The organism is Sphingomonas sp. 1F27F7B, from assembly GCF_005503355.1.
Lineage (GTDB): Bacteria > Pseudomonadota > Alphaproteobacteria > Sphingomonadales > Sphingomonadaceae > Sphingomonas.
The window spans coordinates 1-26,786 of sequence record NZ_SCMK01000011.1; the positions used below are offsets into that span (position 1 = coordinate 1).

Consider the following 26,786-nt stretch of genomic DNA (forward strand, 5'->3'; position numbering starts at 1 on the left):
CATCTCGACTCCGACCCCGGCCCTGGCGCCCGACATCACGCCGCCCGCCGCCCCCACCCTCGCGATCAGCGCCGACGGCGCCATCGCCACGGGAACGGGCGAACCGGGCGCCACGGTGACGGTCACCAACGCTGCGGGCGCCGTGCTCGGCACCGGCCATGTCGCAGGCGACGGCAGCTTCACGATCACGCTCGCCACGCCCCAGGCCAATGGCGGCACGGTCAGCGCGACTCAGGCCGATGCCGCGGGCAATGTCTCGCCTCCCGGCACCGCCCTCGCTCCCGACATCACGCCTCCGGCGGCCCCCGTCGCCACGCTCGATGCGACGGGAGCTGTCGTCTCGGGGACGGGGGAGCCGGGCGCGACGGTCGTGGTACGCGACCCTTCCGCGACGGTGATCGGGACAGCAATGGTGAGCGCGGCGGGAACCTTCTCGATCGTGCTCTCGACGCCGCAGATCGACAGCCAGGTGCTGAGCGTGATCCAGACGGATGCGGCGGGGAATCACTCCCCGGCCTTGTCGCTCACTGCACCCGATCTCACCGCGCCGCCCGCACCTGTCGCGACGGTCGCGGCGGATGGCGCCTCGATAACCGGCACGGGCGAAGCGGGGGCGACCTTGGTCATCACCGATCCCACTGGCCTGCACATCGGGACCGCCGTCGTAGCTTCGGATGGCACCTTCACCACGACGCTCGTCCCGCCACAGACTAATGGGCAGTTGCTCGGCCTCGTCCAGACGGACGCCGCCGGCAATGCCTCGCCCCAGGGGACCGCGGTCGCCCCCGACCTTGTCCCGAACGACTCCCCTGGGGCACCTACCGCAACGGTGGCGGCAGATGGCGCGACTGTGTTCGGCACCGGCCAGGCCGGCGCCACGGTGAGCGTGGCCGGCCCCAATGGCGCCGTGCTTGGCACCGCGACGGTCACGCCGGGCGGCACCTATGTGGTGATCCTCACCACGCCGCAGCTGAACGGCGAGGTCCTGCACATCACCCAGGCCGATGCGGAAGGCGATGTCTCGCCGCCGGCCACAGCTATCGCGCCCGACCTGACCCCGCCCGCCGCCCCGGTGGCAGCGATCGATGCGACCGGCACGATCGTCACCGGTACCGGCGAAGCGGGTGCGACGGTGCGCGTCGCCGATGCGGGCGGCACCGTGCTGGGCACCACGACGGTCGGCGCCAACGGCAACTACACGGTGGTGCTCAGCACACCGCAGACCAACGGCCAGGCTCTGTCCGTCACGCAGACGGACCCGGCGGCGAACGTCTCGCCGCCCGCGCCGATCACCGCTCCGGATACGACGCCTCCGCTGGCACCCACCGCCACCGTGGCGGCGGACGGGCTTACCGTCACCGGCACCGGCGAGCCCGGCGCCACGGTTACGATCACCAATGCCGCGGGCACGACGATCGGCACCGCCACGGTCGCGCCCGGCGGCACCTACACCGCCACGCTCGCAACGCCGCAGCTGAACGGCGAGACGCTCACCGCGCTCCAGACCGACCCGGCGGGCAACCACTCGCCCTCGGTAACCGCGATCGCGCCCGACACGACGCCGCCGGCGGCTCCGGCCGCGACGGTCGATGCCAGCGGTACGATTGTAACCGGTACCGGCGAACCCGGCGCAACGGTCACCGTACGCGATCCGGCGGGCGTGCCGATCGGCACCGCGGTCGTCGGCGCCAATGGCAGCTACACCGCCACGCTCTCCACGCCGCAGCTCAACGGGCAGTTGCTGCAGGTCACCCAAGCGGATGCCGCGGGCAACGTCTCACCGCCGACGCCGGCCGCGGCACCCGACATCACGCCGCCGCTCGCCCCGGCCGGCACGGTGAACGCCGACGGCACCGCCGTCACCGGCACCGGCGAGCCCGGCGCCACCGTGCACGTGCTCAACGCCGCCGGCACCGAGATCGGCACCGCCGTCGTCGCCGGCAACGGCAGCTTCAGCGCGACGCTCACGCCGCCGCAAGTCAACGGCCAGGTCCTGACGTTCAGCCAGACCGATCCGGCGGGCAACCACTCGCCGAATGTCACGGCGACCGCGCCCGACATCACGCCGCCCGCCGCGCCCGTCGCGACAGTCAACGGCACCGGCACAATCGTCACCGGGACCGGTGAGCCCGGCGCCACCGTCACTGTCCGCGATCCCTCGGGCATCGCGATCGGCACGGCGACCGTCGCCGCCAACGGCGCCTATGCCGTCACCCTGACCACGCCCCAGGCCAATGGCCAGACGCTCCACGTGACCCAGGCCGATGCCGCGGGCAACGTCTCGCCGGCCACTTCCGCGCTGGCCCCGGACATCACGCCGCCGCTCGCCCCGGCAGCCACGGTGAACGCAGACGGCACCGCCGTCACCGGCACCGGCGAGCCCGGCGCCACCGTGCACGTGTTCAACGCCGCCGGCACCGAGATCGGCACCGCCGTCGTCGCCGGCAACGGCAGCTACACCGCGACGCTCACCACGCCCCAGGCCAATGGCGAGACGGTCACGGTCTCCCAGACCGATCCGGCAGGCAACCACTCCCCCAACACAGTGGTCACGGCGCCCGACATCACGCCGCCCGCGCCGCCCGCCGGCGTGGCGATCAACGGCGAGGGCACCGTCGTCACCGGCACGGGCGAGGCCGGCGCCTCGGTCGAAGTGCGCAATGCCGGCGGCACGCTGCTCGGCACCGGCACAGTGGCCGCGAACGGCAGCTTCTCCGTCACGCTGAACGATCCCCAGACCGCCGGTGAGACGCTGAGCGTCGCGCTGCGCGATCATGCGGGCAATCTCTCCGGCGCGGTGCCGCTCATCGCCCCCTTCGATATCGTGGCGTTCAACAATACGGCCGATGCCTCGATCGACCTGGTGCCCGTCACCACCAACGAGAATCTGGGCACCGCCAATTATCTCGCGCTGGTCTCGCTCGGCATCCTCAATCTCGACGCGCAGGTGCTGGCGACTCCCAATGTCCAGTTCACCGTCGCCGCCGGCAATTCGCTCGCCGCGAGCTTCACCTATGACGCGACGCTCGCGATCGGCGTGCTGAGCGGCTACAGCGTGGTGGTCCAGCGCTTCGACGGCACCAACTGGGTCGCGGTGCAAGGCCCCGGCAACAGCTCGCTGCTCCAGCTCTCGCTGCTCAACGGCAATCTCGTCGCGACCGACACGCTGGGCCCGGGCCAGTACCGCGCCTTCGTGACTTTCGACGGCGCCGCCGGCGTGGGGCTGCTCGGCGGCCTGGCGGTCACGGGAGTCAACAGCGACTATACCCATGTCGGCGCCGTGCAGCCGAGCACGGCCGCGGGCAATGTGATCACCGATCCCGGGCCTGGCGGCGCGGTCGACATCGTCAGTCCGCAAACCGTGGTGCAGAGCGTCACCGTCAACGGCGTGACCACCGCGGTCGCCACCGGCGGCACTTCGATCCACGGCGACTGGGGCACACTCGTCATCAACCCCAATGGCAGCTACACCTATACGCCCGATGCCAATGCCGCGGCGATCGGCCATGCCGATGTCTTCACCTATACGCTGGTCAACCCGACCAGCGGCGAGCTGGAGAGCGCGACGCTGACTGTGACGATCGGCAGCCCGGACGTCACCGGCGCGCCGCTGGCGGTCGACGATGCGGCCATCGCGACGGCGACTTTCGACCATGTCGTCACCACCATCCCGGCAACGATCGACTCCAGCTTCGCCACGCCCACGGCGCTGATCATCACCGGCGCGCAGACCGGCAGCGTGCATGACAGCTTCACCGTGGGGCCGAACAGCACGGCGGACGTGACGCTTTCCGCGATCCAGTCGAGCGGGCTCAGCGTGCTGCCCACCTACACGATCACCGTCACCGATGCGCAGGGCACGGTCGTCGGGACGATAACGCAGACCTCGGTCGCCAATCTCGGTCTCGGCACCGGCGTGGCGCTGGTGCTGCACGACCTGCCGTCCGGCACCTACAACTACACCGTCTCCAGCACCAACCTGCTCGGCACCGGCTATGGCACCAATGTCTATGTCGGCGAGACGGTGACGCATCTCGACCAGTACAGCCTCACCGGCAGCACGAGCGTGACGGGCGAACTGCTCGCCAACGACACGCTCGGCACGGACTTCCCGGTGGTGCGGGTCCAGGTAGGCGGCAATTTCGTCCAGGTGGGCGACACGCCGCTCACCATCACCGGCGCCTATGGCACGCTGACCGTCACCGACACCGGCCACTACACCTACCAGCCGAGCGCTTCGCTCACCTATGCCGCTACCGATCCGGTGGACAGCTTCACCTATCAGCTGGTCCAGCCCAACGGCACCGTCGCGACGGCGCACCTGGACGTCACCATCGACATCAACAACGGCGTCGCGCCCACGGCGATGATTTTCGAGGCGCCTTCGCTGGCGGATACCGTGCCGCTCGCCATGGTCTCGGCCGAAACCGCGGCGCCGCCGACGACAGCGTCCACGGATCACGCCCCGATCGCATACAGCCTGAACGACAGTCAGGGCAGTGTCGAGGATCTGCTCGGCCAGTTCCTCCACGATCGCCAGGTCGCAGCCGACACCGCCGCGCCGTCCGTGGCGGCGAGCCCCGCCCCGGCCACGCCGGACATCGCCGCAGCGCCGGTGCCGGACGATCCGCTGCACTATCTCGTGACGGCGAGCGATCTCGATCAGGATCGCCACCAGCTGACGCATGTGGTGTGAAATATCACTCCGAACTCGGAGTCGATTTTCGAAAATCATCCATGATTCCAAAAGGGTGATTAATCTAAATCGTAAGACGACACGCAATGCGCACAGGGAGGCTGTCGCTTGGGAGAAGGGTTGCGACGGGGCCGGTTCGGCGGTGCGATCGGTACCATGGCGATCGGAACGCTGGCGGTCTTCCTGGCCGGTACCGTGTACGCGCAGGAAAGTGCCGGGCTCTCGCTCGAAGCGGCAGTCCGGCGGGCCGTGGCCTGGCATCCGAATGTCGTGGCGGCCGCAGCGACGCTCGATGCGCGCGGCGCGGATGTCGACGCGGCGCGCACCGGCTATCTGCCGCAGGTGAGCGCGGGCATCGGCACCGGCTACGACAATCGCCTGGGCTCGAGCTGGCGGCCGCGCCCCCAGATTTCCGCCTCGCAGATGCTCTATGATTTCGGCAAGGTCCACAGCGCCGTCGACTATGCCCAGGCAGGCACCCGCGTCGGCCGCGCCGACCTGCTGCTCGCGATCGACGGGCTGATCCACGACACCGGCTATGCCATCGTCGAGCTCCAGCGCAACGCGGCGCTCCGCGACATCGCCGAGGAACAGCTGGCGCGCATCCGCGAGATCAGCGGGCTGGTCGCAAATCGTGTCGCCAAGGGCGCCTCGACGCGGTCGGACGGGCTCCAGGCGGAATCGCGCGTCGCCGCCGCCAAGGCGACACTGGCGCAGATCGATGCCGAGCAACGCCGCTGGACCAGCAATCTCGCCTTTCTGCTCGGCGACGAGAAGAGCCCGGCCTCGATCAGCGCCGACATGCCCGACTGGCTGATGCGCAGCTGCGCGGCGGGCCTTGCCGATTGGAGCGCCGTGCCCGCGGTGATGCGCGCCGACGCCCAGCGCGAGCAGGCCGCCGCCCAGCTCCGCCGCAGCCGGGCCGACCGCTTGCCCACCCTGTCGCTCGCCGGCGACGCGGCGGCGGATATCGGCTCACCCTTCTCCGATCGCAGCGCCTACAGCTTCGGACTCAGCGTCTCGAGCAACATATTCGGCGGCAACGCCACCCGGGCGCGGGTCCGCAGCGCCGATTATTCGCTTGCGGCCGCTGAGGCCGCCGCACGCCAGGCACGCAACGAGATGAGCCAGCGGCTCGCCGAGGCGCGGCAGCAGATCGGCAGCCTCACGCGGCTGCTCGACACGCTCAACCTGCGCGAGGCGGACATGGCGGAGACCGGCCAGCTCTATCGCGCGCAATATCTCGAAATGGGCACGCGGACGCTGGTCGATCTGCTCAATGCCGAGCAGGAGCTGCACCAGGCGCGGTTCGACGCAGTCAATACCGAGCACGACCTGCGCCGGCTCCAGCTCGACTGCCTCTATTATTCGGGCCGCTCGCGCGATGCCTTCGGGCTGACCGGCACCCGCCTGCGGGGCGTGACGCTGTGAGCGCGGCGCCGGCCGAGGCCTGGCTCGACATCCTCTGCCAGGCCGCGCGCCATTATCGCCTGCCCGTCTCCGAGCAGCGCGCGCGCCTCGCAAGCCTCTGGGACGCCGCTTCCCCGGAGGAGAACCGGGCCCGTGCCCTCGCCCGCTCCCTGGGCCTCGCCCTCCGCTTCGCCGATCCCGCGGCCGTGCGGCTGACGAGCTGGCGCCTGCCGGTGATCGCCTGCCTCGCCGATGGCGAGCTGGCGCTGATCACCGCGCTGGACGGCGACGGCGAGGCGATGTTCACTGTCGCCGGCGAAAGCGGCATGGCCTCGCGCCGCCCGCTCGCCGAGCTGCTCGCCGCCGCCACGCGCATCGTGGTGCCGCGCCCCGCCCGCTCCGCCGCCGATGCGCGGGTGGACACCTATATCCGGCCCTATGAGGAGCATTGGCTCCGCCGCATCCTGCTCCAGGACGCGCCGGCCTATGGCCATGTCGCGGTCGCCTCGGTGGTGACCAACCTGCTCGGGCTCGCCGGCATCCTGTTCTCGATGCAGGTCTATGACCGCGTCATTCCGGCCCAGTCGATGCCGACGCTGGTCATCCTCTTCCTCGGCGTGCTGCTCGCGATCGGCTTCGATTTCCTGCTGCGCAAGCTGCGCGTCGCCATCACCGACGTGCTGGGAAAACGCGCCGATCTCCGGCTCTCCGACCTCGTCTTCGGCCATGCCCTGCGCGTCCGCAACCGGGAGCGGCCGACTTCCACCGGCACCTTCATCTCGCAGCTGCGCGATCTCGACCAGGTCCGCGACATGCTCACCTCGACCACCGTCTCCGCGGTGGCGGACCTGCCCTTCTTCCTGCTGTTCCTCGCCATCCTCGCCTTTATCGGCGGCGTGCTCGCGATCGTGCCGGTCGTCGCGGTGATATTGCTGCTCGTGCCGAGCCTGCTCGCGCAGCGGCGCCTGCGCGTCCTCGCCACCGAATCGATGCGGGAAAGCTCGCTGCGCAACGCGCTGCTGGTCGAAGCGGTACAGGGGATAGAGGACATCAAGGCGCTCCAGGCCGAGGAGCGCTTCCAGCGCCAGTGGAACCATTACAACAGCGTCGCGGGGGAAGCGCAGCTTCGCCTGCGCGGGCTCACCGCCAGCCTCTCGACCTGGTCGCTGAGCGTGCAGAACGGCGTCTATGCCGCCGTGATCTTCGTGGGCGCGCCGATGGTGATCGCCGGCGACATCACCACGGGCACGCTCGTCGCCACCTCGATGCTCGCTTCCCGCATGATCGCGCCGATGGCGCAAGTCTCCGGCCTGCTGGGCCGCTGGCAGCATGCCAAGCTCGCGATGCAGAGCCTCAACCAGATAATGGGGTTGTCCACGGACAGCCCCGACGCCGAGCACCGCATTCCCCTCCCCGCGGTCACCGGCAGCTTCGCGCTGCGCTCGGCGGTATTTTCCTATGCCGATCCCAATGCCCCGCCTGCGCTGACCGTGCCGAGCCTCAACATCGCCCCGGGCGAGAAGGTGGCGCTGCTCGGCCGCAACGGCGCCGGCAAGTCGACCATGCTCCAGGGCCTGTCGGGCATGCTCCAGCCGGTCTCCGGGGAAGTCCTGCTCGACGATCTCGCGCTGCACCAGATCGATCCCGCCGATGTGCGCCGCGACGTCTGCCTGCTCACCCAGAACAGCCGGCTGTTCCACGGCACGCTGCGCGAGAACCTCACCATGGGCGCACCGCATGCCAGCAATTCGCAGATATTGACGGCGCTCGAAATGGTCGGCGCGCAGGATTTCGTACGGCGACTGGGCGACGGGCTCGAGCATGTCGTCCTCGAAGGCGGGCTTGGCCTGTCGGGCGGCCAGGTCCAGTCGCTGCTCCTCGCGCGCCTGTTGCTGAGGCGCCCCATGGTGGCGCTACTCGACGAACCCACCGCGGCGATGGACGAGCTGGCCGAGCGGCACTTCATCACCCGTTTCCGTGAATGGAGCCGGAATCGCACGGTGGTGGTAGCGACGCACCGCCTGCGCGTGCTCGAGCTGGTCGATCGCGTGATCGTCATCGACCACGGCATGGTGATCCTCGACCAGCCGAAGGAAGCGGCGCTCGACGCAATGCGCGGCGCAAGGACCCAGGCGGCATGAGCGCGGCCTTCGGCACCGACGAGCGGCTGTTCGACGAAGAGGGTCGCGGCCGGCTGCGCGACGCCACGCGCATGCTGTGGGTATTGGCGGCGATGGTCGTCGCCTTCCTCGTCTGGACCTGGTTCGCGGCGCTCGACGAAGTGGCGACCGGCACCGGCAAGGTGGTGCCGACCAGCCATGAACAGGTCCTCCAGTCGCTGGAGGGCGGCATCCTCGCCAAGCTCCACGTGCGCCAGGACGACATCGTCAAGCCCGGCCAGGTCCTCGCGCAGCTCGATCCCACCCAGGCCGGCTCGACGGTGGAGGAAGGCGCCGCGAAATATCGCGCCGCGCTCGCCGCCCAGGCGCGGCTCCGGGCAGAGGTGGACGGCACCCCGCTTCGCTTCCCTCGGGAACTGAACGGCTATCCGGCGCTCAAGGCCGAGCAGCAGCGGCTCTATGACACGCGCCGCCGCAGCCTGGCCGGCTCGACCGGCCTGATCGACGAATCGCTGGCGCTGATCAATCGCGAGGTCGGCATCGGCGAATCGCTGATCGCGACCGGCGCGGCGAGCAACGTCGAAGTGCTGCGGCTCAAGCGCCAGCGCGCGGACCTGGATCTCAAAAAGGCCGATCTGCGCTCGCAATATCTGGTCGAGGCAAGACAGGATCTCGCCAAGGTGAGCGAGGAAGTCGAAGCGCTTGCCCCGGTGGTTCGCGGCCGGTCGGACACGCTGCAGCGGCTCACCCTGCGTTCTCCCGTGCGCGGCGTGGTCAAGAACATCGAAGTCTCGACGATCGGCGGCGTCGTGCCGCCCAACGGCAAGGTGATGGAAATCGTCCCGCTGGACGACCGGTTGCTGATCGAGGCCCGCATCGCGCCGCGCGACATCGCGTTCATCCGCCCGGGCCAGCGCGCCAGCGTGAAGATCACGGCCTATGACTATTCGATTTTCGGCGGCCTCGAAGGCGAAGTCAGCAGCATCTCGCCCGACACGATCCGCGACGAAGTGAATCCCGACATCTATTACTACCGCGTATTCGTCCGCACCCGTTCGGACGCGCTGGTCAACAAGGCCGGCCGTCGCTTTCCGATCGTGCCCGGAATGATTGCCACCGCCGACATCCACACCGGAACCAAAACGATACTTCAATATCTACTGAAGCCCCTCAACCGCGCCCAGGAAGCACTCAGAGAGCGCTAAATCATATAATACGCAAATTACGACTTTGATTTGATTTACGATATTTTGACAATCTAATTTACTATGATATATTTAGAAGATGATGCTATACATTACGGATACGATATCATTCCTTCTTGTATTTGGATGATAGTGTGACGAATAGCGTAAGCATTGGGGACGGATCCCTACTCGACCTCGCGCGCCAGCTGCAACGCATGCGCGCCAAGGCAGCGAAACTCTTTCCGCGCGACGTCTTTCGTGATTCCGCATGGGACATGGTGCTGGAACTGTTCATCGCGGGACAACAACATCGCGTCGTCTGCGTGAAGGAGCTCATCTTTGTCTCCGGCGAGACGTCGACGAGCGCGCTGCGCCGGATCGATCGCCTCGAGGCGGCCGAACTGCTTCACCGCTCGCACGATCCCGACGATCATCGGCGGATGGCCGTGACGCTGACGGACAAGGGCGACGCGGCAATGCGCGCCATGCTGCACAGCCTCTTCCCGGGCGACGCTTCCGCCTTTGCGGAGAAGCGCGCGCACGGCACCGGAGCGCCGCCGGGGCCAGGATCCTCGTCCGTAGCGGTCTCTCTATGAGGGATCGTCGAGGCTGAAGCGGTCCGCCGCTTCGTCATAGGCGAAGGCTTCGGCATAGCGGCCCCATTGGATCACCGATTTCAGCGTCTGCTGGGCATATTCCTCGGACAGGAAATCCTCGACTTCGTCGCGGAATCGGCTCCCCGGCGCCTCGTGGCTGGCGCGGTCGTCGAGAACGCGGCGGATATGCCCGGCAAGCGGCACATGGCGCAGCAAGTGCTGGGCGAAGAGCTGCTTGCGCTCGTCCACTTCCGCATCGACATAGCGCTGCGCCGCCGGCAGCAGCTTGAGATCGCCGCCGCCGAGTTCGGCGAAGCGCAGCAATTGCAGCACCTCGGCGATCGGGAACAGCTCGTCCGCCTCATATTGGAGCTCGCTGGCAAGATCCGACAGCGGCGCGCGGCCGAGATAGGGCTCCGCCGCCACCGCCTCCATCAGGCCGGCGAGCGTGTTGGTCGACACGCGCGGCAGCGCCATCCCGATGCCGGTGCCCGGAAACAGCCCCTCGCGCGGCTGGCCCGTCTCGGTCCGCGCCGTCATCCGGGCATAGATGTCGTCCACCAGCGCCTGGAACGCGGGGTCCTGGCGATTGCGCGGCTGGGGCAAGGTCACGCTGATCTCGGTGACCACCCGCCCCGGATTGGACGAGAAGACGAGGATACGGTCGCACATGAGCACGGCTTCCTCGATATTGTGCGTGACGATCAGGATCGACTTGATCGGCATCCGCCCCTCCGACCAGAGATCGAGCAGGTCGGTGCGCAGCGTCTCGGCGGTCAGCACGTCGAGCGCCGAGAAGGGCTCGTCCATCAACAGGATGTCGGGATCAACCACCAGCGCGCGCGCCAGGCCCACGCGCTGGCGCATGCCGCCCGACAATTCCTTCGGATAGGCGCTCTCGAAGCCGTCCAGGCCGATCAGGTCGATCGCCTTCAGCGCACGCCGGCGGCGTTCCTCGGCGGCAACGCCCTGCGCTTCGAGGCCCACTTCGACATTCTGGAGCACCGTGAGCCAGGGGAAGAGCGCGAAGGTCTGGAACACCATCGATACGCGCGTGTCGGCGTGCGGGAAGCTGACCTCGCCCGAGGTCGGCTGGATCAATCCCGCGATCGAGCGCAAGAGCGTCGACTTGCCCGACCCCGAGCGGCCGAGCAGCCCGACGATTTCGCTCTCGCCCAGCGTCAGGTCGACTCCGTCGAGCACGAGCAGGCCGGCTCCGCTCGACTTGCCATAGACGTGGCGGACGTCGCGGACCTCGACCAGGGGGAGGGTTTGGGTGAGGGTATTCATGGCGATGCTCCCGATGCTCAGTCGAGACGAAGACGGCGCTCGGCGTACCGGTACATCGGGCGCCACAGCGTGCGATTGAAGGTGATGACGAAGATGCTCATCACCGCGATGCCCAGGGCGACGCGTGGATAGTCGCCGGCCTGGGTGGCACTGGCAATGAACGATCCGAGCCCGGCTGCCTCGAGATGCTTGTCGCCCCAGCTCACCGACTCGGCAACGATGCTGGCGTTCCACGAACCGCCCGAGGCAGTCAGCGCACCGGTCACGTAATAGGGGAAGATCGCCGGGATCGCCACGCGCCGCCACCATTGCCAGCCGCGGATGCGGAACATCGCCGAGGCTTCCTTCATGTCCGTCGGGATCGCGCTCGCCCCGGCAATGACGTTGAACAGGATGTACCACTGCGTGCCGAGCACCATCAGCGGCGACAGCCAGATGTTCGGATCGAGGTGCAGGCCGAGAATGGCGATCACTGCGAAGGGGAACATCACATTTGCGGGGAAGGCGGCCAGGAACTGCGCCACCGGCTGCAGCCGCTCGGCCCAGGCGTGCCTCAGCCCGATCCACACGCCGATCGGCACCCAGATGAGACTGGCGATCACGATCAGCACCGCCACGCGCAGCAGCGTGAGCAGGCCGAGCCCGAACACGATCAGCCCGTCCCGCCAGGTGAGGCTCTGCGCGATATAGCTTGCGAGCATCCAGAGCGCCGCCAGCGCGGCCAGGGCGACCAGCGCCAGCCACAGGCCGTCCAGCACGCGGCTCGCGGCGGGCGCGATCCGCAGCGGGCGTGTCGCCGGCACGTGCGGCAGGCGCACCCTGCCCAGCCAGCGCAGCGGCGCGGTGAGCACCCGACCGAGCCGGCCCAGCCAGCGGGTGCGGCGGATAAGGTCGTAAAGCCAGGAGTGCGGCCGCTGCTGCGAAGCAGTCTGCTCGAAGCGGAACTTGTCTGCCCAGGCCACGATCGGGCGGAAGACGAGCTGGTCGTAGAGCAGGATGACGATCGCCATCACTCCCACCGCCATGCCGATCGCACCGAAATCCTCGCGGTCGATCGCAAGCGCCAGCCAGGATCCGATGCCGGGCAGCGTGATGGTGGTGTTCCCGACGGTGATCGCCTCGGACGCGACGACGAAGAACCAGGCACCCGACATCGACATCATCATGTTCCAGACGAGCGCCGGCAGCGCGAAGGGCAGTTCCAGCCGGACGAAACGCCGCCATGCGGAAAAGCCGAACTGGCGCGAGACTTCGTCCAGGTCCTGGGGCACGGTGCGCAGCGACTGGTAGAAGCTGAACGCCATGTTCCAGGCCTGGGCCGTGAAGATCGCGAAGATCGCCGCGCATTCGGCGCCCAGCTGGCTGCCGGGAAACAGGCCCAGGAACAGCGTGACGGTGAAGGTGAGGAACCCCAGCACCGGCACCGACTGGAGAATGTCGAGCGCGGGCACGATGACCAGCCCCGCCTTGCGGCTCTTGGCTGCGAGCGTGGCGACCACGAAAGTGAACACCAGCGAGGCGGCAAGCGCGGCGAACATGCGCAGCGTGGTGCGCAGCGCATATTCGGGCAGCATCGCGGGATCGAGCACCACCGGCGCGGTGCGCAGCTGTGCCAGCGGCGCACCCATGTCCCCGGCACCGCGGAACACCAGCACCGCCCCCGCAGCGAGCAGGATGAAAACGACCAAATCCGCCCAGGAAGGCGCCCCGCCCGCACGCACCCAGCGCGCCAATGGGCGTGCTCCCTTGGAATCTTCGAAAATGAAGACCATGGCTCACCTCGTGACCGGCCGTCTCGGCCGCCACGGGCGAGCACTAGCGACTAGGCCCGGCCGGGCGCCCTCGACGGCGCGTTAGATCGACTACTATCGCTCGGCATTTGCTAGCGTTCCTCAAACACCCTCGGCCCCGCAAAAGCGGAGTGGGCGTGGCGGGCGGATACCAAGCGGGGACAAGTCCCGCCAGTAGGGAATTTTGCGGCGCACGAATGCCAATCGGATAGGCGACATATACTTTGGTATATCGAAGCGTCCCGCCGCGCCTGCCCTATGCCGAAGGCGGGAACAGCCGATCGTGGATACGCACCAGATCGGGCACCGATTGCGCATGCATCTTGCGCATCACCTGGCCCCGGCGCACCTTTACAGTGACTTCGCTCACGTTCAGCCGTGCCGCGATCTGCTTGTTGAGCAGCCCCTGCGCGACCAGTTCCATCACATCCCGCTCTCCCATGGTCAGCGTGCCGTGGAGCGCGCGCAGGCGGGCCAGGCCAGTCGCCTCGCGCCGCCGGGCGCGGTCCCTGGCGATCCCGTCGTTGATCGCGTCGAGCAGCGCCTGTTCGTCGAACGGCTTTGCCAGGAACTCGATCGCGCCCGCCTTCATCGCGCGGGCCGTCATCGCGATATCGCCATGGCCGGTGACGAAGATCACGGGCAGCCCGATGCCGAGGCCCTTCAGCTGGCGCTGGAAATCGAGGCCGCTCTGCCCCGGCATGCGGACGTCGAGCACGAGGCAGCCGGGCGCATCCACCAGCGGCTGGGCGAGAAAGGCCTGAGTCGAAGCGAACGCCCGGCATTCGATGCCGACCGACGCGAGCAGATCTTCCAGGCCCGCGCGGACCGAGGCGTCGTCATCGATGAGGTAGACGATCGGCGTCGGGCCATCATGCTGGGTATGTGCCTCGATCGTCATTGCCTTGCTCCCGAAACCGGCAGGCTCACACGGAAGACGGCCCCGGAAGGGACGTTCGCCGCGGCCCAGATACGCCCGCCATGCGCTTCGACGATAGCCCGGCTGATCGTCAGGCCGATGCCGGTGCCGCCTTCCCTGGTGGTCCAGAACGCCTCGAACAGATGCTCCTGGTCCCCGGCCGCGAAGCCGATGCCGTGGCGATCAAGCTCCCCCTGCGCCAGCGCGATCGCTTCGTCCACGATATCGTTCAGGTCGACTCTTTCACGCTTTGGCGCCTCGTGCCGGACAAGGCTCCGCACCCGCTGGATCACTGCGGCCGCGCGGTTCGCGTCGCTGAGGATCCGCTCGGCCGACGCGCACGCCTTTTCGAGATTGGGCGAATCCTGGCCCAGCCATCGCAGGCAGGCATTGCTGCTGCTGACGATACCGGCCAGCGGCTGGTTGACTTCATGTGCGATCGAAGCGGTGAGCTCGCCGAGATTGGTCACCCGCGCGATCCGGATGAGCTGAGCCCGCGCATCATGTGCCGCGGCCTCGGCCGCCACCACGCGGAGCGCCAGCAAGGTCGCGATGCCGATCGCGGACGTACTGATCGCCCGTTTCCTTCATCCTCGCAATGTCCGGTCCCGTCCCAAGCATGCCGGCATATATCCACGACTGGACCGGGTATCGCCACCGGAACGCCCCCGGGGATCGCGGCAACGCTTTGACAAGCAATGGCTGGTAGCATCGCGGCTGAGAGGTCTCGCATGAATTGGCCTGCGATCCGGAGTTTCGTCATTCGCCACCGTTTCGCCATCCGCGATCTGGGGCTGGTGCTGGCAGCGGTCGCGGCACTCGCCTATTGCGCCTTTGCCTATGACCTGTTCGAGAATGAAGACGGCCTCACCGTTCACAAGGCCGAGATCGAACTCGACGAGGCGCTGCTGCTCGGCGCGGTGCTGGCGCTCGGGCTGCTGCTCTTCGCCACTCGCCAATATCTGCGCCAGAAGCGCGAAATGGCCCGGCGGCTGTCCGCGGAAGGCGAAGTGCGCAGGCTGGCCTATCAGGACGTGCTGACCGGGCTGCCCAATCGCCGCCGGTTTGACGACGCGCTTGCCGCGGCGATCGGAGCCCCCCCGCGGGCAGGCGCCTCGCATGCGGTGTTCCTGCTCGATCTCAACGGGTTCAAGTCGGTCAACGACGTGCATGGGCACGCGGCGGGCGACGAGTTGCTGATCCTCATCGCCCAGCGCTTGCTCGGGGCCATCCGCGACGGCGATCTGGTCGCGCGCTTCGGGGGCGACGAATTCGCGATCCTCGCCACCCATCTCGCTGATCCCGAAGCCGCGACCAACATCGCGCTTCGGATAATCGACGCACTCGACATGCCGGTTCACGCGGCCGGCGCCACGCACCGCATCGGCGCGGGCATCGGGATCGCCCTGGTTCCGGACGACGCGACCAGTATCGAGGAAGCGATGCGCAAGGCGGACGTCGCGCTATATCGCGCCAAGGCGGAGCGGCGTTCGGCGCTCCGGTTCTTCGAGCCGCAGATGGATACACGAATCCGCGAGCGCGCGGCAATGGAGGCGGCGTTGCGGCGGGCGCTCGACGAGGAGCGGATCGACATCGTCTACCGACCGACCTTCGACCTTCGCACGCGCGGCGTGGTCGGCTTCGAAGCGGCCCCACGCTGGATCGACCCCGAGCATGGCGAGATCCCGATCGAGCGGTTCCTGGCCATTGCCGACGAAGTCGGCCTCATCCATGCGCTGGGCGAGCGCGTGCTGCGCCTGGGCTGTGCCGCGGCGCGATCCTGGCCCGCGAACATAACGCTTTCGATCGACGTGCACGCCAGCCAGCTCAGGGACAATCTCCTCGCCGCCCGGATCCTGCGCATCCTGGGCGAGGCGGGCATCTCCCCAACCCGTCTCGAAGTCGACGTGACCGAGAGTGCGTTCGTTGCCGATCTGGACAATGCCCGCATGGTGCTCGGGAACCTCCGGGCCGCAGGCGTCCGCATCGCGCTGGACAATTTCGGGACCGGCTATTCGAGCCTCTACCATTTGCGCAGCTTCCGGCTCGACAAGGTGAAGATCGACCGCAGCTTCGTACAGGCGATGACGCGCGAGCGCGAGAGCGCCGGGATCGTGCAGGCCCTGGTCGGTCTCGGCCACGGGCTCGGGCTCACCATTGCCGCGGAAGGCATCGAGGCCAGCGACCAGGAAGGCGCGCTGTTGGGTACCGGTTGCGAGCAGGGTCAGGGAGATCTGCTCGGAGCCCCCCTGGACGCCGCCGCCGCCGCCGCGTTGTTCGAGCACAGAGCCACGGGAAGCACGACCCAGGCGTGAGCGCTCCGTTGCAAGAGAGCAGCGGAGAGGTTCCGGCACCGGATCGACGCGACGCCAAGGCTGGAGGCGCGGCCCACGGCCGTGCGGTCATGTTCCGAAGCCACCTTCCGTCCGTCGCGGCCGGGCCTGGACTATCTCGGCCATGGTACCGGTCACCCGCCTCCGGCCAGCGCCGCCTGGGCAGCCCTCAGACTCAGAACGCGCTCGGAGCTGTCGGAAGTCAGCTCGCCCCAGCCAAATGCCGAGCGACCGCTTCGCATGTCGTTCCAGATGAAAGCAGCGACGCGAAACAGCTCATCGGCATTCGCTCGCCGCCCCTCCGAGATGCAATCTACGATCTCGGGCGCGATCCTCGCCTTCCCTGATTTCATGGCCATCCTTCCTGAACGGAGGAGCTAGGTGCGCCTTGGCATATTGGAAGGGGAAGGATCGCACCGATGCGACGAATTGCTCGATCGCGCCGCCACCCTGCCAGGCTTGGAACATGGGCATCACCGCATTCCACCGCCACTTCGTGGGCGCGACCTCGCCGAGGCCGATCCAGTATCGGAAGCAGTCCGCCTCCAGGCCGCCCTTGGATGAAGGATGGCGAAAGCCGATCGAGACCATAAATGCAGTGCCACTCCAGCAAGGCGGAATTCCACTAGTATGGCTGCCGGCGTGGTCCGCCGTCTTCGCACCGGCGCGGTTCGCCATCATGCGCTGGGCGGGAACCGGGATCATGTGGTCGTCGGTCGCCACCAGATACCAGGACGGCTTGGTCTTCCAGGCGGGATTGGTCACTTCCCCATTCAAGGCATCCAGCCCCAGCGCACCTGGGACTTCGCCATGAAGTCCGCCTGTTCGGGGCCCACATCGGCAGCGAACGCAGCCGCGAACCTGTCCTGGTCCAGCATCAGCAAGCCGTCGACCGGCGCCAGGATCGGCGGGGCGGGTGCGCCCGGCGCGGGGTCGGCGATCAGCTTGCCGACGGACTCGCCGGCATCGGGGGCAAAGGCAGTGCTACAGCGGCAGGATGCGGCGCACGGTGTTCCAGTTCGCATGACGGTTGATGGGCCGGTAGCGGACAGGCGGCTTTCGACGCCTGCTGACCAGTAGCGGACATGCTTGCCTAGAGCGCGCCGGTATTTTTCAAGAAAGGAGAAATGCTGCGAGCGACGACGTATCGGTGGCGCAGTGCCCGCCATAGATCGGATGCCATTCGGTCTCGATCCCGCGCCGAAGTGCAAGCTCGGCTAGCCGTTCGGTGCCTTCGTAATTGCCATAGGCATCGTAGAGGCCGTTGGAGAGATAGAGCGCTGGATATTTGGGACCAGCCCGCTCGATCAGGCTGAGCGGTGAAATGCGTTGCCACTCGCCCTCATTGGCGAGATATTGGTTTGCCATCAGCCAGACGCCCATGGCGATCTTGGGATCGGCGCCGGTGCGCGCTATTGCCGCCTGGATATTGGCCTGCGGCCCGAACGGCGAGAAAGCATATACGCCGGGACACAGGGCGGCGATCTTGACGAACTTCGATGGGTGGGAAAGCCCCGCCACCAGCACGTTGAGCCCGCCCATCGATTCGCCCAACAACAGCCGGCGGCGGGGCGCGCCGATCTTCGCCTCGATCGCCGGCAGGCGCGCCATCATGTCGTCAAGCAAGCCGCTGTCCGGCTTTGCGCCCTTCGGCGTCAGCAGCCAAGTCTTACCATAGGAAAGGGTGACGACAACAGGCGGCAGCGCTTTACCCTGCTGCCATTGCTGCTGGACCATTGCGGTGAAATAAGTGTCGTCGTTCCAGATCTGTTCTTCGAGATTGCGGCCGTGGAGATGGTAGACGATGTCACCATTGGTGCCGCGCTTGTCGCGATTGATGCAGTAGCGCAGCGGTCCGTCGGTGGCGCAGACCTGATCGGCCGGGACAAAGCTGACCTTCTGATCGCCCCACGGGCGGGTGATCGCGCCCCAGGCATAATGGGTGACGGTGACGAGGAGAATCGCCAGCAGCCAATAGCGGTGCGGGCCGCTGAGCAAGGTCCGGCAGGCAAGGTCTGCCATGCGGCGGCGGACACCCGCACTCATATCGTCGCCTCCCGGCCGGCGGGAGCGGCGAGTGCCGGCTGCCCCGGAGGGTTGGCACGCGCCAGCTGCAGGCCGCTGGCAGTCAGGCGATAGGCATGGCGCGGCGGCCGGCCTCTCTCCGGGGGCTGCTGCCATTCGGCATCGAGATAGCCTTGGGCTTCGAGGCGGATTAGCAGCGGATACAGGGTGCCGGATTTGACGTCGGCAAGCCGGGCTAGGTCGTAGCCGTGCGACCAGCCTCCCTCTGCTTCGAGAAGCGTAAAAGGGACCATGCGGGCGTGATGTGAGAGTGCACGTTTTCGAGGCATGTCAGAATAAATCTACCTAGGTAGATTTATAGTCAAGACCATTCTTGCCCCCCGACCACATAGCCCCCTTACCCTGCGACATCGTAGATTTATGCGCTTTTCAGGTTCGACCGGGTCTCTGATGGAGGTCGGCTATTAGGAGCAGTTTGTGGCGCGCTGAACGGCTGGAATTAGGGCGCGTTGCTGCCGGAGCTACGGACCAACAGCCGAGCGTCAGTTCATAACCCCATTTGGGCCACCCGCCACAAGTCCTGCAGTGCCCATAACCGGTCGCCCTTGACGGCATGTTATACGTTTCATAGATGATTCGTATATTATGCGACATCCGAGGTAGCCCATGGGCATCGTGAAGATCGACGACGACCTGCATGATGATATTCGTCGAGCCAGCACGGTGATGTGCCGCTCCATCAATGCGCAGGCGGAGTTCTGGATGAAAATCGGAATGTTGGCTGAGGCCAACCCGACGCTTTCCTTCAACGACATCACGAGGATGCAGCTGGAAGCGGCAGACGTGCATCCAAAGGATCTGGTGGCCGCCTGACATGGTGAAGACACCCGACGAACTGGCGCTCATGCGTGCGTCAGGCAGAATGCTGGCATCGGTCTTCGAGATGCTGGACGGACAGGACCTTATCGGCATGTCGACCCTGCACGTCAACGATCTGGTCGAAGCTTTCATAACCGACGATCTCGCCGCCCGCCCAGCAAGCAAGGGACAATATGGATTCGAGTATGTCCTGAACTGTTCGATCAATCATGTAGTCTGCCACGGCGTACCCAACTCGGGCGAGATCATCCGTGACGGCGACATCGTGAATTTCGATGTCACCCTGGAAAAGAACGGCTTCATCGCGGATTCGAGCAAGACCTACCTGGTCGGCAACGTCCTACCTGCTGCGCGGCGGCTTGTGCGGGTCGCCCGCGAGGCGATGTGGCAGGGTATAAGACAGGTCCGCCCCGGAGCCCATCTTGGCGACATCGGCTTTGCGATAGAACGGCATGCCAAGAGGAACGGATACTCGGTCGTGCGAGAATTTTGCGGGCATGGCATTGGCCGAGAGATGCACGAGGAACCACAGATCCTCAATTTCGGGCGGCCCGGAACGGGTATGAAACTGCGCGAAGGCATGGTCTTCACCGTCGAGCCGATGTTGAACCAGGGCACCCGCAAGGTTTCCACTGCTGACGACGGTTGGACGGTCGTAACCAATGACGGGAAACTCTCCGCCCAGTTCGAGCATACGGTCGCCGTCACGAGAACCGGCGCCGAAATCCTGACGCTGCGTGGTGACGAAACAGCGATGCTGGAAGGCAGAGTGTGATGTTTCCGATGCCCGCTTTGCTGCATCAGTTCGCTCGAAACTGACAGCCCTCCTTCCAACCTCCGCAGTCGCCAAACCAGCGACTGGACGAACGTCGGCCTTTCGGATCGTCGGAAGACGGGCTGAAGGACCGCCATGGGGCGCAAAGCCGTCATGTCACCAAGCGATGGGTACGAAACATATCCCACCGGCCAACTTCCCGACGGCGAATGGCACACACATCATCGGCGACGCGACCGTCTTACAGGGGCCGAACCCGCTTGCGACGCTTCTCATCCGCGCCATTCGCCATGCTCGCCCCGCGACCCGCTACCGCGAGGCGCAATATGCAGTATGGCGTAGTAGAAATGGCGGAGAGGGAGGGATTCGAACCCTCGTTACGGTTCCCCGTAAACCGCATTTCGAGTGCGGCGCATTCGACCACTCTGCCACCTCTCCGCGAGGCGATTGTGCGCGGAAGAACTCCGCGTCGGTCGCTGTGAGGGGCGGCCCCTAGCGCAGCATTTCGGATACTGCAAGCACGTCCTTGTACCTGAACGCAGAGATATTAGATTGTGATCATGACCCAGACACCCGGCGCCCCGATTCCCTATGAACCCGGAATTCCGATGCCGCCGGTCGCCACCGCCCGCTTCGCGATTGGCGACGTAGTGCGCCACCGGCAGTTCGAGTTCCGCGGCGTGATCTTCGACGTCGATCCCGTCTTCGCCAACAGCGACGAATGGTACGAGGCGATTCCCGAGGAAGTGCGCCCGCGCAAGGACCAGCCCTTCTACCACCTGCTCGCGGAAAACGACGAATCGAGCTACGTCGCCTATGTCAGCCAGCAGAATCTGGTGGCTGACGATAGCGAAGAGCCGGTCGACCACCCCGCGATCAACGGGCTTTTCGACGGCTATGCGGCCGGACGCTACACCTTGAAGCGCACGCACCGGCATTAACTGCCCCTTTTGGGTAGTTACCGGTTGACTTCCGATCGCACCTCCCTTAGCTGCGCCCTTCCTCCTGCCGGGGTGCAACCTTGGCGGGCACAAGCATTTGAACCAGAGAAGAGACCGATGTTCGCTATCGTGCGCACGGGCGGCAAGCAGTATCGCGTTGCCGCGGGAGACAAGATCGTGGTCGAGAAGCTCGACGGCGAGGCCGGTTCGACGGTCACGCTGGGCGACGTGCTGCTCGCCGGCGAAGGTGGCGAGCTGAAGTCCACCGAGGGCCTCACCGTTTCGGCCGAGATCGTCGCGCAGGCGAAGGGCGAAAAGGTCATCGTCTTCAAGAAGCGCCGCCGGCACAATTATCGCCGCCGCAACGGCCATCGCCAGAACCACACCATCCTGAAGATCACCGCCATCGGTGCGCAGGAAGAGAAGAAGAAGGCCGCCCCCAAGGCGAAGAAGGCCGCTGCTGCCGAGGGCGAGACCCCGGCCGCGGAAGCGTAAGCCAGAGATTCGAGGAGTATAGGCAATGGCACATAAGAAGGCAGGCGGCTCTTCGCGTAACGGTCGTGATTCGGCCGGCCGTCGTCTCGGCGTGAAGAAGTTCGGCGGTGAGCTCGCAGTCGCGGGCAACATCCTCGTGCGTCAGCGCGGCACCAAATTCTATCCGGGCGTGAACGTGGGCATGGGCAAGGACCATACCCTTTTCGCGCTCGTCGACGGCCGCGTGTCGTTCAAGGAAGGCAAGCTTGGCCGCAAGTTCTGCTCGGTGGACATGATTGCGGAGGCTGCCGAATAACATCGGGCAACCGGCCGGGTTGCCCACCAGGGTGACCCGGGTTCGACGAACGAACCAGCTGAAAAGGGAGACGGGTCGCCCCGGCTCCCTTTTTTATTTCCTCCCTGACACCACGGCGCAACAACCTCGTCACAGTAGCGTGGCGTGGGGCGTCGCAGGACCAAGGAGATGGTCATGTTCATGCGAACGCAAAGACTGACATTACGGCCCGGCTGGCCCGAGGACGCCATGGCCCTGGCGCAGGCGATCGGCCATGAGAGCGTGGTGCGCAACCTCGCCATGCCGCCCTGGCCCTATCCGATCGAAGCGGCCGAGACGTTTCTCGCCGGTTTCGGCAACCCGGTCGAACCCAAGTTCCTCGTGTTCGAGCATCAGGACGGCGCGGTGCGCCTGATCGGCGGCATGGCAGTGGGCGCGTGGAAGGACGAGCCTAACGAACTCGGCTATTGGCTGACTCCGCAAGCCTGGGGCCACGGCTTCGCGACCGAGGCCGGACGCGCCGTGCTCCGGGCCGCGCGGGCCCGCGGCGTCCGTCGCATCACCGCCGGCCATTTCATCGACAATCCCGCTTCGGGCCGGGTGCTGCGCAAGCTGGGCTTCCGCCCGACGGGCCAGCTCGTCACCATGTACTCGCGCGGCCGCGGCTGCGACGTGGCCAGCGCCCGCTACGAAATCGACCTTTCCGAGGGCGATTGCGGCGGCGACGGGGATGCCCGAATGGCGGCGTGATGTCCGTTCCTCCCCCTTTGGGGAGGAGCGGACATCTCCGTGCTTTCCCCCTTGGAAATCATGCCCTAAGCCGGGGGTTTCCGGGGACGACACTGCACGAGATGACTGCCGCACCACGCAAACGCCTTTCTCCCGAAGAATCCCGCGACGCCGCGCTGGAGGCCGCACGCGCGCTGCTGCTCGAGGCGGGGCCGCAGGCAGTGACGCTGAAGGCAGTCGCGGCGCGGATCGGCCGCACCCATGCCAATCTGCTCCATCATTTCGGCTCGGCCGCCGGGCTGCAAAAGGCACTCGCCGCCAATATCGCCTGCGGGGTGACCAGCAAGATCGGCGCCGCGGTGATGCGCGCGCGCGCCGGCGACCATGACGATCACGAAGTGGTGAACCTCACCTTCGATGCCTTCGACAAGGGCGGCGCCGGTGCGCTGGCGAGCTGGATGATCCTGACCGGCAATCAGGACGCGCTGGATCCGATCCTGGAAGCGATCCACCGGCTGATCGACGAGCTGGCCGAGGGGCATGCCGACAAGTCGCATTCGCTGCATGAGGAAACGCTGCAACTGGTGCTGATGGCGGTCGGCGACGCACTGCTCGGCGCGCCGATGGCCCGCGCGCTCGGGCTGCCGCGCAACAAGGCGCGCGAGATGGCGGTCGCCCAGCTCTCGCGTACCATGGCCGAGCATCATGGCGACATGGAGAAGCCGCAATGATCCTGTTCTCGCTCGCGCTCGGCGCGCTCACCTTGCCCGACAAGAGCTGCAATCTCTCTGCCCAATGGGGCACGAAGCTGCCCAGGAAGAGCGCCGACGCCTATGCCGTGCGCGACGATGGCGGCCAAGCCATGTGGGGTTTCATCCGCGCCAGCGACACTTCGCTGGAGGATTTCGCCAGCGGCGCCGGCCGCGAGACGCCGCATCGGCCGATCATCCTCTATGCCGCCGACACCGACTGCAGCATTGTCGAGCGCTATGCCGCGATCATCGAGGCTGCCGCCAATTGCGCGCCGGACTGGTGCGTGGTGAGCTACAAGCCCGCCTCGCCCGCACCAAGGGCCCCTGCCAACTGACTTGTTCCGCCGCCCCGGCGGCCCGATCATTCCGCCGCCTGCCCGCCCCTGCGGGTTTCCTGTGCCATTGCTTCCGTCACTGCCGCGGCCAGTCCGGCGATCGTGAAGGGCTTGCGCAGCACGGTGCGCCCCTGAAAGATCGCCGCATCCGCCTCGCCCGCGAAGCCGGTGACGAACAGCACCGCGACCCCCTCGATCCGCTCGCCCAGCGCGGCGATCATCTCGGGGCCGGTCCGACCCGGCATCAGCACGTCGGACACGATCAGATCGAGGGTCGGCAAGGTCGCGATCGCTTCCGTCGCGGCAAGCGGATCGTCGCAACCGGTGGCGCGATGGCCGAGCTCCCCCAACGCGCCCAGCGTCGCGGCCAGCACGCGCGGATCGTCTTCCACCACCAGGATGTCGAGCGCCCGGCTTTCATGCTCGGAGGCACCTTCGAAGGCGGGGGCCGCCTCGGGAACCGCACCCACGCCGACATGGCGCGGCAGGTACAGCACCACCTGCGTGCCCCGGCCCGGCTCCGTATCGATGCCGATCTCGCCTCCCGACTGGCGAACAAAGCCGAAGATCTGGCTGAGCCCCAATCCCGTGCCCTTGCCTACCGGCTTGGTGGTGAAGAAGGGCTCGAACACGCGTTCCAGCACCTCGGGCGTCATCCCCATGCCGGTATCACCCACCTCGATCGTGACATAGTCGCCCGCGGCGCATTCGCCGACCTCGTTCTCGGCGAGCGTGATACCGCCGGTGACGAAGCTGAGCGTCCCCTGCCCCTCCATCGCATCGCGCGCGTTGACGGCGAGATTGAGCAGCGCATTCTCGAGCTGATGGCGATCGACCCAGACCCGCCAGCCCGTGCCCGCATCATGCGTCTCGACCGCGATGCCGTCACCCAGGGTGCGGTCGAGCAGATCGGTCATGCCCTCGATCAACGTGCCCGCTTCCACTGCTTCGGGCAGCAACGGCTCGGCGCGTGAAAAGGCGAGCAGGCGGCGCGTCAGCGCGGCAGCGCGGTTCGCGCCTTCCATCGCGTTCTCGATATGCCGCTGCGCATCGGGGCCGCCGGTGTGGAGGTGGCGCTTGGCAAGCTCCAATCCACCAAGGACTACGGCAAGCATATTATTGAAATCATGCGCGATACCACCGGTGAGCTGGCCAACCGCCTCCATCTTCTGCGCCTGGCGGAGCTGTTCCTGCGCAGCTTCGCGTTCACTCGCCTCGGTGCGCAACTGCTCGGTCGCCTCGGCTACCGCTTCCTGTAGTTCGGCGGCGCGCTCGCGCTCGGCATCGGCCATGGCGTCGGCGACCGCGCGCTCGCCCTGGGCCTCGATCGCCATCCAGCCGAGCAGCACCGCGCCGAGCACGATCAGGATGCCGAAGCCGGTGAGCAGCCGCGAGGCGAAGCCCGAATTGGCGAGCAGGTCCGCAGCGGCCTTGCTGCGGCCGTGGAGCGTGACCCGCTCGGCATCGACCACTTCGTTGAGCACTTGTTCCAGCTGGCTGCGCGCCGGGCTGGCACGGACCTGATAATAGCTGCCCCAGGCATCGCTGTGCCGCTTATAGGCGGAATAGAGCGCGGTGGTGGCCAGTTCCTTGCCGCGCGCATCGAATGCCCGCTTGAGCCGGATCATCCGCGCGCGCTGATCGCCATTGTCGGCCGTCAGCTGCTGAAGCCGGGCGAGCTGTTCGGTCGCGCGCTCCCATTGCGCGCCATATTGCTGGCCGAGCTTGCGATCGGCGCTGACGACATAGCGGCCCAGCGCGGCCTCCGCCCCGGCGATCGCGCCGGAAAGCTGGTTGGCCCGCATGATCACGTCGAAGGTGTGCTGCTGGCGCGCGATCGCCCGATCACGCTCCGCATCGGTGCGCTGCTGGATCACCGCCACAGCCGCAAGCACGGCGATCCCGAGCAACGCGAGCGCGCCGAGCAGCATGAACCGCCAGTTCGTCGCCCGGACAGCACGCTCCAGGGCGTTGTTGATCTCACTCATTACGGGCTCGATTTTAGTCGAGCCGGGGCGCGCTGGAAAGCGCCCTCAGCCGATAACCCCCACTGCCTGGCCCGCGGCGCGGAACATGCCCAGCACGCGCCGGATCTGCTCGGCACTATGCTCGGCGCAGAGCGAGCAGCGCAGCAGATAGGTGCCGGCCGGCGTCGCGGGCGGGCGCGCCATGTTGACGTAGAGGCCGGCATCCAGCAGCGCCTGCCACATCATCACCGCCTGCGTCTGATCCTCGAGGATCACGGCGATGATCGCGCTGTCGCAAGTCTCGGTGCCGAGCCTGAAGCCCATTTCCTTGAGGCCGCCATGCAGCGTGCGGGCATTCTCCCACAGATGCGCGCGCTTGTTGTGCGCATGCATCAGCTTGCGGATCGAAGTCGCCGCGGTGGCCACCACGCTGGGCGGCAGGGAAGCGGTGAAGATATAGGGGCGGCAGGCGAGGCGGATCGCCTCGAACTTCGGATGGTCCGAGATGCAGAATCCGCCGACGGTGCCGACCGATTTGGAGAAGGTGCCGACGACGAAATCGACCTGCCCCTCCAGCCCCTGGTCCTCATAGACGCCGCGACCATTGGGGCCGAAAAAGCCCATCGAATGCGCCTCGTCGGACAGGACCATGCAGCCATGCTTCTTGGCGACGGCGACCATTTCCTTCAGCGGGGCGATGTCGCCGAGCATCGAATAGACGCCCTCGAGCACCACCAGCTTGCCCGCTTCCCTGGGCAGGCGGCCGAGGCGCTTGTCGAGATCTTCCACGTCGTTGTGGCGGAAGCGGACGATCTCGGCATAGCCCTGCTTGCAGCCGTCATAGATCGAGGCGTGGCTGTCCGCATCGAGGATGACATATTCGCCCTTCCCCACCAGGGTGGAGATCATGCCGAGATTGGCCATGTAGCCAGTCGAGAAGACGATCGCACCCGATACGCCGTAGAATTCGCGCAGCGCCTGCTCGACTTCCATATGGTCCTGGAAGGTGCCGTTGAGCATCCGGCTGCCATTGGTGCCCGAGCCGAACTTGTCGAGCGCGTCCTTGCCGGCCTGGATCACGTCCGGATCGAAGGTCATGCCCATATAGTTGTAGGTGCCGAGCAGGATCGTGTCCCGGCCCTTGATCACCGCCTCGGTGGGCGACTTCACCTGCTCCATCACGATCGCGAAGGGATCGGTGACGCCGCTGTCGAGCAGCGCCTGGCGCTCGGCGATCAGGCCGTCGAACTTCGACATGAGATCACGTTCGGGA

The 26,786-nt window shown here is 66.7% G+C and carries 24 protein-coding genes and 1 tRNA gene; 14 read left to right on the top strand and 11 right to left on the bottom strand.

The window, feature by feature from the left end:
• The 5 genes from FFS08_RS11650 to FFS08_RS11670 all read left to right on the top strand — a co-directional run.
• Positions 1-4,696, top strand: a 4,696-nt coding sequence (locus FFS08_RS11650) for a BapA/Bap/LapF family large adhesin (RefSeq protein ID WP_212742001.1), incomplete at its 5' end; no start/stop codon positions are given.
• A gap of 120 nt (positions 4,697-4,816) precedes the next feature.
• Complete coding sequence (locus FFS08_RS11655) at positions 4,817-6,127, top strand: TolC family protein (protein ID WP_249340954.1); 1,311 nt, start codon at positions 4,817-4,819, stop codon at positions 6,125-6,127.
• On the top strand, positions 6,124-8,247 hold the full coding sequence (locus FFS08_RS11660) for a type I secretion system permease/ATPase (RefSeq protein ID WP_137861169.1): 2,124 nt from the start codon (positions 6,124-6,126) through the stop codon (positions 8,245-8,247). The genes FFS08_RS11655 and FFS08_RS11660 overlap by 4 nt, the downstream gene beginning before the upstream one ends.
• On the top strand, positions 8,244-9,431 hold the full coding sequence (locus tag FFS08_RS11665) for a beta-barrel domain-containing protein (RefSeq protein WP_137861170.1): 1,188 nt from the start codon (positions 8,244-8,246) through the stop codon (positions 9,429-9,431). Before FFS08_RS11660 ends, FFS08_RS11665 begins: the two co-directional genes overlap by 4 nt.
• Before the next feature lie 197 nt (positions 9,432-9,628).
• Complete coding sequence (locus FFS08_RS11670; RefSeq protein ID WP_137861171.1) at positions 9,629-10,009, top strand: helix-turn-helix domain-containing protein; 381 nt, start codon at positions 9,629-9,631, stop codon at positions 10,007-10,009.
• Here the strand turns inward: FFS08_RS11670 and FFS08_RS11675 are convergent.
• The 4 genes from FFS08_RS11675 to FFS08_RS11690 form a co-directional block, all read right to left on the bottom strand.
• A complete protein-coding gene (locus FFS08_RS11675) occupies positions 10,004-11,299 on the bottom strand; it encodes an ABC transporter ATP-binding protein (protein ID WP_137861172.1) in 1,296 nt (431 codons plus the stop codon). The two genes, FFS08_RS11670 and FFS08_RS11675, sit on opposite strands and share 6 nt — an antisense overlap.
• Positions 11,300-11,316: 17 nt before the next feature.
• Entirely contained in the window at positions 11,317-13,071 is a 1,755-nt protein-coding gene (locus FFS08_RS11680; RefSeq protein ID WP_137861173.1) for an ABC transporter permease, read from the bottom strand.
• A 274-nt stretch (positions 13,072-13,345) separates the two neighbouring features.
• Positions 13,346-13,990, bottom strand: a complete 645-nt coding sequence (locus FFS08_RS11685) for a response regulator transcription factor (protein ID WP_137861174.1) — start codon at positions 13,988-13,990, stop codon at positions 13,346-13,348.
• A complete protein-coding gene (locus FFS08_RS11690) occupies positions 13,987-14,553 on the bottom strand; it encodes a sensor histidine kinase (RefSeq protein WP_249340955.1) in 567 nt (188 codons plus the stop codon). The genes FFS08_RS11685 and FFS08_RS11690 overlap by 4 nt, the downstream gene beginning before the upstream one ends.
• Before the next feature lie 186 nt (positions 14,554-14,739).
• Here FFS08_RS11690 and FFS08_RS11695 point away from each other — a divergent pair, with 186 nt between their 5' ends.
• Entirely contained in the window at positions 14,740-16,323 is a 1,584-nt protein-coding gene (locus FFS08_RS11695) for a putative bifunctional diguanylate cyclase/phosphodiesterase (protein WP_171012574.1), read from the top strand.
• 294 nt (positions 16,324-16,617) lie between these two features.
• On the opposite strand, the gene FFS08_RS23825 is transcribed toward FFS08_RS11695, so the two are convergent.
• The 4 genes from FFS08_RS23825 to FFS08_RS11710 all read right to left on the bottom strand — a co-directional run bounded on the left by FFS08_RS23825 (position 16,618) and on the right by FFS08_RS11710 (position 18,659).
• On the bottom strand, positions 16,618-17,106 hold the full coding sequence (locus tag FFS08_RS23825; protein WP_212742002.1) for a hypothetical protein: 489 nt from the start codon (positions 17,104-17,106) through the stop codon (positions 16,618-16,620).
• A gap of 8 nt (positions 17,107-17,114) precedes the next feature.
• Positions 17,115-17,366, bottom strand: coding sequence for a hypothetical protein (locus tag FFS08_RS23830; RefSeq protein WP_212742003.1), 252 nt, complete (start codon positions 17,364-17,366; stop codon positions 17,115-17,117).
• A gap of 88 nt (positions 17,367-17,454) precedes the next feature.
• Positions 17,455-18,387: an alpha/beta hydrolase-fold protein gene (locus FFS08_RS11705; RefSeq protein ID WP_212742004.1), complete on the bottom strand. Its 933-nt coding sequence runs from the start codon at positions 18,385-18,387 to the stop codon at positions 17,455-17,457.
• Positions 18,384-18,659, bottom strand: a complete 276-nt coding sequence (locus FFS08_RS11710) for a PadR family transcriptional regulator (RefSeq protein WP_249340956.1) — start codon at positions 18,657-18,659, stop codon at positions 18,384-18,386. Before FFS08_RS11710 ends, FFS08_RS11705 begins: the two co-directional genes overlap by 4 nt.
• 373 nt (positions 18,660-19,032) lie before the next feature.
• Here FFS08_RS11710 and FFS08_RS11715 point away from each other — a divergent pair, with 373 nt between their 5' ends.
• Both FFS08_RS11715 and map read left to right on the top strand, forming a co-directional pair.
• Positions 19,033-19,239 carry a ParD-like family protein gene (locus tag FFS08_RS11715; protein ID WP_137861178.1) on the top strand — a complete coding sequence of 69 codons (207 nt, stop codon included), beginning with the start codon at positions 19,033-19,035 and terminating at the stop codon, positions 19,237-19,239.
• Between the two features lies 1 nt (position 19,240).
• Positions 19,241-20,020, top strand: a complete 780-nt coding sequence (gene map, locus FFS08_RS11720) for a type I methionyl aminopeptidase (RefSeq protein ID WP_137861179.1) — start codon at positions 19,241-19,243, stop codon at positions 20,018-20,020.
• 348 nt (positions 20,021-20,368) lie between these two features.
• Here map and FFS08_RS11725 read toward each other — a convergent pair.
• Positions 20,369-20,458: transfer RNA gene (locus FFS08_RS11725), tRNA-Ser, on the bottom strand.
• A 122-nt stretch (positions 20,459-20,580) separates the two neighbouring features.
• Between FFS08_RS11725 and hspQ the strand changes: the two genes are divergently transcribed.
• The 6 genes from hspQ (at position 20,581) to FFS08_RS11755 (ending at position 23,546) form a co-directional block, all read left to right on the top strand.
• A complete protein-coding gene (gene hspQ, locus FFS08_RS11730) occupies positions 20,581-20,961 on the top strand; it encodes a heat shock protein HspQ (protein ID WP_137861180.1) in 381 nt (126 codons plus the stop codon).
• 117 nt (positions 20,962-21,078) lie between these two features.
• The gene (gene rplU, locus FFS08_RS11735) at positions 21,079-21,456 is read left to right on the top strand and encodes a 50S ribosomal protein L21 (RefSeq protein WP_137861181.1); all 378 of its coding nucleotides are present in this window, start codon (positions 21,079-21,081) and stop codon (positions 21,454-21,456) included.
• 25 nt (positions 21,457-21,481) lie between these two features.
• Complete coding sequence (gene rpmA, locus FFS08_RS11740; protein WP_086130412.1) at positions 21,482-21,751, top strand: 50S ribosomal protein L27; 270 nt, start codon at positions 21,482-21,484, stop codon at positions 21,749-21,751.
• A gap of 174 nt (positions 21,752-21,925) precedes the next feature.
• The gene (locus tag FFS08_RS11745) at positions 21,926-22,480 is read left to right on the top strand and encodes a GNAT family N-acetyltransferase (protein WP_171012575.1); all 555 of its coding nucleotides are present in this window, start codon (positions 21,926-21,928) and stop codon (positions 22,478-22,480) included.
• A 101-nt stretch (positions 22,481-22,581) separates the two neighbouring features.
• Positions 22,582-23,190 (top strand): TetR family transcriptional regulator, encoded by a 609-nt coding sequence (locus FFS08_RS11750; protein WP_137861182.1) that lies wholly within the window; start codon positions 22,582-22,584, stop codon positions 23,188-23,190.
• Positions 23,187-23,546 (top strand): hypothetical protein, encoded by a 360-nt coding sequence (locus tag FFS08_RS11755; protein ID WP_137861183.1) that lies wholly within the window; start codon positions 23,187-23,189, stop codon positions 23,544-23,546. Before FFS08_RS11750 ends, FFS08_RS11755 begins: the two co-directional genes overlap by 4 nt.
• A 26-nt stretch (positions 23,547-23,572) precedes the next feature.
• On the opposite strand, the gene FFS08_RS11760 is transcribed toward FFS08_RS11755, so the two are convergent.
• Both FFS08_RS11760 and spt read right to left on the bottom strand, forming a co-directional pair.
• A complete protein-coding gene (locus FFS08_RS11760) occupies positions 23,573-25,534 on the bottom strand; it encodes an ATP-binding protein (RefSeq protein WP_137861184.1) in 1,962 nt (653 codons plus the stop codon).
• Between the two features lie 45 nt (positions 25,535-25,579).
• Positions 25,580-26,770 carry a serine palmitoyltransferase gene (gene spt / locus FFS08_RS11765; protein ID WP_502702028.1) on the bottom strand — a complete coding sequence of 397 codons (1,191 nt, stop codon included), beginning with the start codon at positions 26,768-26,770 and terminating at the stop codon, positions 25,580-25,582.
• Between the last annotated feature and the right edge of the window lie 16 nt (positions 26,771-26,786).

Excerpts from the sequence above, each read along its gene's own strand:
- FFS08_RS11665 (WP_137861170.1), top strand. The coding sequence starts at position 8,244 with ATGAGCGCGGCCTTCGGCACCGACGAGCGGCTGTTCGACGAAGAGGGT.
- FFS08_RS11670 (WP_137861171.1), top strand. The coding sequence starts at position 9,629 with ATGCGCGCCAAGGCAGCGAAACTCTTTCCGCGCGACGTCTTTCGTGAT.
- FFS08_RS11675 (WP_137861172.1), bottom strand. The coding sequence starts at position 11,299 with ATGAATACCCTCACCCAAACCCTCCCCCTGGTCGAGGTCCGCGACGTC.
- FFS08_RS11680 (WP_137861173.1), bottom strand. The coding sequence starts at position 13,071 with ATGGTCTTCATTTTCGAAGATTCCAAGGGAGCACGCCCATTGGCGCGC.
- FFS08_RS11685 (WP_137861174.1), bottom strand. The coding sequence starts at position 13,990 with ATGACGATCGAGGCACATACCCAGCATGATGGCCCGACGCCGATCGTC.
- FFS08_RS11695 (WP_171012574.1), top strand. The coding sequence starts at position 14,740 with ATGAATTGGCCTGCGATCCGGAGTTTCGTCATTCGCCACCGTTTCGCC.
- FFS08_RS23830 (WP_212742003.1), bottom strand. The coding sequence starts at position 17,366 with ATGCGAACTGGAACACCGTGCGCCGCATCCTGCCGCTGTAGCACTGCC.
- FFS08_RS11705 (WP_212742004.1), bottom strand. The coding sequence starts at position 18,387 with ATGAGTGCGGGTGTCCGCCGCCGCATGGCAGACCTTGCCTGCCGGACC.
- FFS08_RS11710 (WP_249340956.1), bottom strand. The coding sequence starts at position 18,659 with ATGGTCCCTTTTACGCTTCTCGAAGCAGAGGGAGGCTGGTCGCACGGC.
- FFS08_RS11715 (WP_137861178.1), top strand. The coding sequence starts at position 19,033 with ATGGGCATCGTGAAGATCGACGACGACCTGCATGATGATATTCGTCGA.
- map (WP_137861179.1), top strand. The coding sequence starts at position 19,241 with ATGGTGAAGACACCCGACGAACTGGCGCTCATGCGTGCGTCAGGCAGA.
- hspQ (WP_137861180.1), top strand. The coding sequence starts at position 20,581 with ATGACCCAGACACCCGGCGCCCCGATTCCCTATGAACCCGGAATTCCG.
- rplU (WP_137861181.1), top strand. The coding sequence starts at position 21,079 with ATGTTCGCTATCGTGCGCACGGGCGGCAAGCAGTATCGCGTTGCCGCG.
- rpmA (WP_086130412.1), top strand. The coding sequence starts at position 21,482 with ATGGCACATAAGAAGGCAGGCGGCTCTTCGCGTAACGGTCGTGATTCG.
- FFS08_RS11745 (WP_171012575.1), top strand. The coding sequence starts at position 21,926 with ATGTTCATGCGAACGCAAAGACTGACATTACGGCCCGGCTGGCCCGAG.
- FFS08_RS11750 (WP_137861182.1), top strand. The coding sequence starts at position 22,582 with ATGACTGCCGCACCACGCAAACGCCTTTCTCCCGAAGAATCCCGCGAC.
- FFS08_RS11755 (WP_137861183.1), top strand. The coding sequence starts at position 23,187 with ATGATCCTGTTCTCGCTCGCGCTCGGCGCGCTCACCTTGCCCGACAAG.
- FFS08_RS11760 (WP_137861184.1), bottom strand. The coding sequence starts at position 25,534 with ATGAGTGAGATCAACAACGCCCTGGAGCGTGCTGTCCGGGCGACGAAC.
- spt (WP_502702028.1), bottom strand. The coding sequence starts at position 26,770 with ATGTCGAAGTTCGACGGCCTGATCGCCGAGCGCCAGGCGCTGCTCGAC.